Below are 8,614 nucleotides of genomic sequence, written 5' to 3' on the forward strand. Positions count from 1 at the left end.
TGTTTAGAATGATACATTAATTCCTGTTGTAAATGTTCTAGCTAAAGGATATTGTCCTAAATCGACTCCTGCTCCTGTTGGATTTGAGTTTGATACATCTGGATTAAATCCGCTATAATTTGTAAACGTATACAAGTTATTTACAGCAAAGTACAATCTGAATCTATCCAAGTGAATTTTTTCTAAGACTGAATTTGGTAAAGAGTATCCAATTTGAATGTTTTGAATACGTAAATAAGAACCATCTTCTACATAGAAATCTGAAAATAAACGATTGTTAGATGCGTTTGTGGAAGCTCTAGGAACAAAGTTTGAAGTTCCTTCTCCTGTCCAACGATCTAAATATAATGTTGGTTTGTTGCTGTAAGTTAAAAAACGCTCGTAACTTCTTGCAATGTCATTTCCGATAGAAGCATATAAAGACGTTCCAAAATCAAATTGCTTATAGTTTACATTAAGGTTTAATCCCATTGTTATGTCTGGAATTGGCTTCCCAATCATGGTTTGATCGTCTTGACTTCCAAATTCAATGACACCATCTCCATCTAAATCCACATAACGAATGTCTCCTGGCTGTGCATCTGGCTGAATGGCGTGTGCATCAATTTCTGCCTGATTTTGAAAAATACCATCTGTTTTTAATCCCCAAAATGCTCCAATTGGCAATCCTGACTGAAAACGTGATGTCGTTTGGTTTAAGTCAAATAATCCGCCTGGTAAAAACCCTGCTGCATTGTTAACTTCAATTGCTTTGTTGTCGATACTTGTTAAGTTGTATCCAACAGAAATACTAAGGTCCTCTGAGAAATCGTGCGAAAAGTTAATGCTTAAATCTAAACCTTGGTTTTCTACAATTCCTGCATTTACTACTGGCGCTGAACTTCCTCCTGCACTTGTTCCTAGTAATGCTGATACTTCAGGTACTAGTAATAAGTCTTCAGTACGTTTTTTATAATAATCAACAGTGATATCTAATTTACGATCTAAAAGGCTGATATCAAAACCGATGTTTGTTTGTGCAGTCGTTTCCCATTGTAACTCTGTGTTTTTAAGTGCTCCAATAGCGTTTCCAAAAGATAAAACATCTCCAAATGGATAACTAGCTTCTGCATTGGCTCCTTGCAAGAAACCTAACCAACGGTAACTACCAATACGGTCATTACCTGTAATTCCCCAACTTCCTCTCACTTTTAAGCTGTTGATAAGTTCTGATTTGAAGAAATCTTCTTTGGAAAGTATCCAACCTCCTGAAAAGGAAGGGAAATATCCAAATCGATTGTCCGGACCAAAACGCGTAGAAGCATCACGACGCATCATCGCTGAGAATAAGTATTTTCCTTGATAGTCGTACTGAACTCTACCAAATATAGAATACAAACGATCTTCGTTAACGCCTGTTGCAGGGTTTAGTGTTTGCTGAATGTCTTGTGGATCACCGTTTGGCGTGTCGTCATCATCAATGATAAACGATTGTGTGTTAAATAAATACGCATTGTTCCATGTTTCTGGTCCGTTTACTAAGAAACCTGTTGCAAAAATTCCATCGTATTGTAAACTTTGCAATGATGTACCTAATAAACCACTAAAGTTGTGATCTCCGAAAGATTTTTCGTAGTTGATGAACGTTTCCCAAGTATAATCGAAAAAGTTCTGTGTATTTTCACTTACCGTACTGTATACATCTCTATCGCCATCGTCATTGGTATCTAATACAAATTGGTTGCCAGCTACTTGTACATTGTTTTGTACTTTGTTTGGTCCGTAGTATTGTAATGGATTGAATGAACGCGAAATTACATCTGCATAGTTAAAGTTGAAACGAGAAGTTACTTTCATGTCTTTGATAACATCGTATACCAACTCTATTTTTCCTGTAAAACGATTCGTTTTTGATTCGTTAAATGTATTATTGATTACCGCAAATGGGTTGATAATTTCAATTCCTTGTTCTTGTCCTATGAATGAAAAACCTCTTGAAGGTCCAGTTCCATCTGTTCCATCAAGTATTGGTGTTAAAGGTGAAGCATTGGCTCCGTAATATAGAATAGAACCTCTTCCGCCTTCTGGAATTCCTCTTGTTTTTCTGTTTGTATATAATAGTAAGGTGTTTAATTGTAATTTTTCTGAAAGATTGATTCCTAAATTACTTTTTAATGTCCAACGTGTAAAGTTCGATTTTTCACTAGCAATGATACCGTCTTGTCCTAAGTAACTTCCACTAATTCCGTAAGTTATGTTTTCAGAACCACCAGATGCGCTTAAACTGTGACTGAATAATGGTGCTGACACAAATAATTCATCTTGCCAATCAGTTCCTTCTCCAAACGAAGAAAGATCTGGAAATGGCAATGCATTTCCGTCTGCTATTTCTGTTTCGTTCACATAAGCCGCATATTCAGAAGCATTCATTAAATCTAATGTATTAGAAGTTTCTTGTACAGAGTAGAATGCGTTGTATGAATATCGTGTTGCCGAGTTTTTACGACCACTTTTAGTTGTAATCAAAATAACACCATTTGATGCTTGCACACCATATATAGCAGAACTCGCATCCTTAATGACGTCAAGTTGCTCAATATCATTTGGGTCAATAACACTTAAGTCGTTCCCCACATTAATACCATCTACAATAATTAATGGATCGTTGTTTCCATTTGTAGTTGTACCACGTATACGAATACTTAATGCTGCTCCAGGCGAACCAGAAGTTGCATTTACTTGCACACCGGCAGCCGAACCTTGAAGCGCTTCTTCTACACGTACAGGATTTCGTTCTACAATTTGTGCTGCTTCAACAGTTGTAAATGCTCCTGAAACTAGTTCTTTCTTTTGTGAACCATATCCAATTACGACTACAGATTCTAATGCTTCTGCATCTTCTTTCATAAGAATGGTTAGTGCATTTTTTGAAGTAATGACAACTTCTTGAGTTGCATATCCAACGGAAGAAAATACTAGTGTACTTCCATTTGGAACATTTTTTAGACTGAAATTTCCATCGAAATCAGTAGAAGTTCCTTTTGTGGTGTTTTTGAGAAAAACGGATACTCCAGGTAGTGGCATTTGACTCCCATCTTCCATTACTGTACCTTTTATCTCAAAATCTTGTCCATAACTCCATATCGAGGTGAGCATGAATACAAGTATGATTACATAACGGTTCATATAGTTGTTTTTTTGTTGACCACAATGTATTCACTATTGTTAACGAATCCTTAAAAAACACCTATACAAAAAATATACATGTTAGTTTTTTGGCGTTTTTTTTGAATAATTATCATTTTAACCCCTTTGTTTCTGTGTTATTGACAACAATACTATTATTGAAAAAAAGTATGCAGTTTTGCTAAAAAAAGACCACTACAACGTTGTTGTTGTGGTAATGTTGTAGTGTTTTTTTGAAATGTTGAGGTCTTTTGTGGTTTGCTGTAGTCGTGTATCGGTCGTATTTTCGATATTCGAAACTATTTTCGTTAATTTTAATGTATTATTAATTTAAAAACTTTAAACCATGAAAAAATCAGTAAAGAGATTAAATTTAAACAAGAGATCTATTTTAAAATTAAATGAATTGCCAGTTATTGCTGGAGGATTAAGAGCTCCTCTTGAAGCTTCAGGTCAACAAGGTTGCGGTGGTTATACGACACAACCAGATTGTCCACCTAGTATTGGTTGCTAATTTTAATTTTAAGAAAATTTTGTTTAGTAAGCTACACTGCAGCAATGTATTGTAGCTTATTTTTTTGTTGCTATTTTAGAATGAAATTAGAGATTTAAGAAATAATCATTGAGATTGATTTCACGTGCAAGACTAATTTTTTTACGTAAACGATAGCGCTTTATTTCTACACTACGTACAGATATGTTGAGTAGTGGCGCTATTTCTTTTGAAGATAGATTTAATCGTAAATATGCACATAAACGCAAATCGTTTGCCGTTAACTGCGGATGTAATTCTTTTACCTTTTTAAAGAAATCCTTATCGGCATGATTAAACGCTTCTTCAAAGAACTTCCAGTCTTCTGCATTGTTTATGTTTTTATCAATTAAACGAATTACTGGCTTTACATCTTGTGTTTCCGTTTTTTGCTTTTGTAGCTCATGTTTGATACTGTTTAGCGTTTCATTCTTTTTAATCATGTTCATCGTAGCAATTGCCAGTTCACGATTTTTAGAGTCAATATCACTGTTTAGTTGTGTATTTCTTAATTGAATGATTTCTTTTTGCGCTTCCAGTTCTTTCACAGCCAATTCACGTGTTTTCCGTTCTAATAAGCGTTCACGCTGCTTTTTGTAATATCTTTTGTAGAAACTATTGATTGCCGTAAAAAGTAATATTGTGAATAGTACATAAATTGCTATGGCTACATTTGATAAATACCAAGGCCTGTTAATTGTAAATTCGTATTCCGCAGTATTTGCTGTGATTTGATTGTTGATACGCGCACGCGCTTTAAATTTGTAGCTTCCGTGTGGTAAGTTTTCAAAAGAAATGTCTGAACGTGTACTCCACTCACTCCATTCTGTATATAAACCTTCTAATTGATACGAATATTCGGCAACTTCATATTTGTTGTATGCAGGAATACTGTACATAAAAGACATGTAGTTTTCGTCAGCATTAAATTCTTGATCTTCTGTATGTAAAGCTATTTCATGTATTTCGCCAATTAGTGAAGCATTTGTTACACTGTTTATTTTAATTTCGTACGAGCTATCATGTATTTCAGATAAATCGATTGTAATGTAGCCATTTGAAGTTCCTAAGAGATATTTTTTACCTTTGAGATGCGAAATGTTTTCATAGCCTTTCATTTCGTTACGCAACGATTGTGGAATGGCAATGCGTTGTACTTTAAAATCGCCGTTCAACTTTTCTTTCGTTACATAGTTGATGTAATTATTCGTAAACGCCCACAAATAGCCAACATTGTCTACAATAAGTCTTCCCGAAGTGTAATAATCATTTTCAAAAATGGAACTTAGTATGGAATCTTTCTGAAAACTATCTGAATCCTCTTCAAACCTATAAATACCGTTTTTATTAGCTTGGTAAATGTTTCCATCAAACCGAACCAAACTAGTGTTGGCGCTTTTTTCAATGGTTCCATTTTTAGTAAATTTCGTTACTTCGCTGTGATTTTCATCTAGCGTAAGCTCATATACACCTTTATATTCGTGGTTCATCAAGATTTTGGTCGGTGTTACCCATTCAAAATGTTTTGATGAAATGTCAAATCCTTTCAGTTTATAGTCTAATTTCCATGTATCATTCTGTTTGCTTAGCACATATAAACCATCGTAATTTCCTTGAATAACTTGGTTTTCATTTCCAGGAATGGTTTTAATGTCCCAAGTTCCATGCACATCGGCAATTGGTTGTTGTGTACCATCTTTTATAACAAATGTTCCTGAATCATGTCCGCAAAACAATTCGTTTGCAATGACGCGTAAACACCAAACTTGTCCTTTTGTACCTTCAATAAATTGAAAATCTTCTCTTTTGTTGGCAGTTTTGTAGAATAAACCTTGATTTGTTCCTAAATAAATGTAATCATTGTGAATTACAGACGCATAAATAGTTCCGATGCGTCCCGTTTGATCGGCAAAATATTTAAACGGTTCTTTGGTATTTATGCAATTAATTCCATTGTCTAAACCTGTCCATACATTTCCATCAATATCTTCAAAGAGTGATAGTGCCGTATTATCGCCCAAACCTCTTGCTTTGTTAATTCGGTAGCGCAATTTACCATCTGCAGCAATATGATAAATTCCTTTGGCAATGGTACCTAATACATAACTACCATCAGATAGTTGAATGCTTGTATAGATACTTTTTTGATTGTATTTGGCTTGATATGGAAGTTGCATCGCTGTCAATCCTTCTTCATCAAAGGTAAACCAGCCCGCATCTCGTGTGATAATTATTTTTTGATTTCCTTTCGGAAAGAGTCCCACAATCCTACTCTTTCGTAAAATTGCATTGTCACTCACTAACTTTTTTTGTCCGTTTTCAATGCTATACAAACCTTCATCAAGTACTTGAAAGAACAATTCGTCTTGAATTTTATAGAGTTTTGTAATGATGTTATCGGCACTAATGATTTTTATTGAATTGTCCGTGGTGTGGTAAATATAGATTCTATCCAACGACTGAAAAAGCACCCAAGTATCCGATTCAATGATCTGCCAAAACTGTTCATCTTCTTCCATTTCCACCTTTAACTGATCGCTTAAAGAGGTATATTTTAAAGTTCCTGCGTCGTTGCGTTTCCAATAGCCGAAGTTCATGTAACAACCTGTGTAGACACGATCGCCAATAACTTTTACCGAACGCATAATGGTTTCGTTTGGCGATTTGTACAGTTTCCATTGCGCGCCATTGAATTCTAATAATCCTTGATTGTTTGCTACATAAATAGACGCATCGTCCGATTGAGAAATCATCCAATTTTGGTTGTCCGCTTTATATATTTTAGGTGTATAATTTATAATCGGAGGCAATTCCTGTGCGGCAGAAATGCTTAGATACATTACAAAGAATACTTTTATTAGGGTTCGCAAAAATTAATTTGGTTTGGGTTGTATTGTAAAAATAAGGCTATTTTTTGACTTTCGTCCTAATTAATTTTAATGAATATGTATATTATGTGTTGAAATCATAGAATTTTTCGATGTTGTGACATGGAAATTTTACCTTTGTGCAAAATTAGCTTCCATGAATACACAAGAATTATTTCGTATTGTATATGATTTTTTGATTGAGAAAGAATTTAATGAGAACACCGCTATTTATCTCAACCTAATTGCAGGTATTATAGTTGTTGGTTTGCTTGCTTTTATTTTAGATTATATTATGCGACGTTTGTTGGTTGCTTTGGCACATCGTTTGGCTCCAAAAACAAAGAGCAATTTTGATGATTTTCTGATTCAGAATAAGACACCGCAAAATATAGCGCATGTGATTCCTGTGTTGCTTATTGAACAAACGATTCCTTATTTATTTCAAGATTTCCCCAATTTTCAAAGTAGTTTTTTAATTGCGATTGATGTTTTTATAGTGATATTGGTAATTAAGGTGATTCGTAGTATTTTAAATTCATTGCGCGATTTCTTAAAAACCTTGAATGCGTTTAAAGACAAACCGATTGACAGTTATATTCAGGTTTTTATGATTTTTGTGTGGTCGGTCGGAATTATTTTGAGTTTTTCTATCCTTACGGGAAAATCTATTCTTGCGTTTGTAACGACTTTAGGAGCTTTGTCTGCGGTAATTCTATTGATTTTTAAAGATACTATTCTTGGTTTTGTTGCAAGTATTCAAGTAGCTGTAAACGATATGGTTCGTATTGGCGATTGGATTACGATTGAAAAATACGGCGCCGATGGTGATGTAGTAGAAATTAATTTGGCTACCGTAAAAGTGCAGAATTTTGATAAAACGATTACAACGATTCCAACCTACGCGTTGATTTCGGATTCGTTTAAAAACTGGCGCGGAATGGACGAATCTGGCGGAAGGCGTATTAAACGCGCCATTATTATTAAAGCGCAAAGTATTCATTATGTATCGAATGAAGAAGTACAAGAGTTTCAGAAAATACAATTGGTAACTGAGTATTTAGAGAAGCGTAAAAACGATATCGAAAAGTTCAATTCGGATCAAAATATTGATAAATCCTTGTTGATTAACGGGCGAAATATGACCAATATTGGTGTGTTTCGGAAATATGTAGAATTGTACTTGCATACGCATCCTGCCATTAATAAAGACATGACTATTATGAGTCGTCAGTTGGCGCAAACTCCACAGGGAATTCCGTTAGAAATTTACGCGTTTAGCACAGATAAAGTCTGGAAAAACTACGAATACATTATGGGCGATATTTTTGATCATTTATTGGCGGCACTTCCATATTTTAACTTGGAATTGTATGAGTTGAGTGTGGAATCGCAAGGCTCTTAGATTTGTCGCTTTGCTCGGTTGTTGGTTGGTCGCTTTGCTCCGTTGTCAGTTGTCAGTTGTTGGTTGCTGGTCAAGATGTATACTTTATTGGGTATTTCATAGGATAAACTCTTAAACTTCATTAGTTGTTGATTTGTTTTATTTAGAACCACAAAATTACCTCTGAACACTACTAATCCCTAATACCCAAAAACTAATGCCTGAATTATTTATTTGAATATTCTTTGAAACTACTCAAAACTCAATACTCAATACTAATATTTCAGTACTATTAGAAACGTCATTACGAGGAAGCATGACGAAGTAATCTGTCTAAATAATAGCAGAATTCATTTTTGAAACTACTTTTAAATTTAAAATTCAACATTTAGCATTTTACATTTATAATTTCATTGTCGTATCTTTGCAACACTGTTTGAAACAGCAAAAAATGATTGAATCGTTACCAAAAGATAAGAAAATTGTATTGTTTGATGGAGTTTGCAATTTATGCAACGGCTTTGTCGATAAAATCATTGCGCATGATACAAAAGATGTGTTTCGTTTTGCGTCTTTGCAATCGGAAGTTGGTATTGCGATTCAGGAACATTTGCAACTTGATCCTGCTAAATTAGATTCTGTAATTCTGTTTGAACCTGGAAAAGC

The 8,614-nt window shown here is 34.5% G+C and carries 5 protein-coding genes; 3 read left to right on the top strand and 2 right to left on the bottom strand.

Annotated features, from left to right (window positions below; translation table 11 throughout):
- Positions 1–3: 3 nt before the first annotated feature.
- Entirely contained in the window at positions 4–3,135 is a 3,132-nt protein-coding gene (locus AB8B65_RS00755; protein WP_405298880.1) for a SusC/RagA family TonB-linked outer membrane protein, read from the bottom strand.
- Positions 3,136–3,511: 376 nt separating this feature from the next.
- On the opposite strand from AB8B65_RS00755, the gene AB8B65_RS00760 reads away from it, so the two are divergent.
- Complete coding sequence (locus AB8B65_RS00760) at positions 3,512–3,679, top strand: hypothetical protein (protein ID WP_405298881.1); 168 nt, start codon at positions 3,512–3,514, stop codon at positions 3,677–3,679.
- Positions 3,680–3,765: 86 nt separating this feature from the next.
- On the opposite strand, the gene AB8B65_RS00765 is transcribed toward AB8B65_RS00760, so the two are convergent.
- A complete protein-coding gene (locus AB8B65_RS00765; protein WP_405298882.1) occupies positions 3,766–6,567 on the bottom strand; it encodes a triple tyrosine motif-containing protein in 2,802 nt (933 codons plus the stop codon).
- 154 nt (positions 6,568–6,721) lie between these two features.
- Between AB8B65_RS00765 and AB8B65_RS00770 the strand changes: the two genes are divergently transcribed.
- Positions 6,722–7,969 (top strand): mechanosensitive ion channel family protein, encoded by a 1,248-nt coding sequence (locus AB8B65_RS00770; protein WP_405298883.1) that lies wholly within the window; start codon positions 6,722–6,724, stop codon positions 7,967–7,969.
- 430 nt (positions 7,970–8,399) lie between these two features.
- Positions 8,400–8,614 (top strand): thiol-disulfide oxidoreductase DCC family protein (locus AB8B65_RS00775; protein WP_405298884.1); only part of this gene is annotated, 215 nt, incomplete at its 3' end.

This window comes from Kordia sp., from assembly GCF_045105435.1.
Lineage (GTDB): Bacteria > Bacteroidota > Bacteroidia > Flavobacteriales > Flavobacteriaceae > Kordia.

Coding starts and splice junctions, on each gene's coding strand:
- AB8B65_RS00770 (WP_405298883.1), top strand. CDS start 6,722: ATGAATACACAAGAATTATTTCGTATTGTATATGATTTTTTGATTGAG.
- AB8B65_RS00755 (WP_405298880.1), bottom strand. CDS start 3,135: ATGCTCACCTCGATATGGAGTTATGGACAAGATTTTGAGATAAAAGGT.
- AB8B65_RS00760 (WP_405298881.1), top strand. CDS start 3,512: ATGAAAAAATCAGTAAAGAGATTAAATTTAAACAAGAGATCTATTTTA.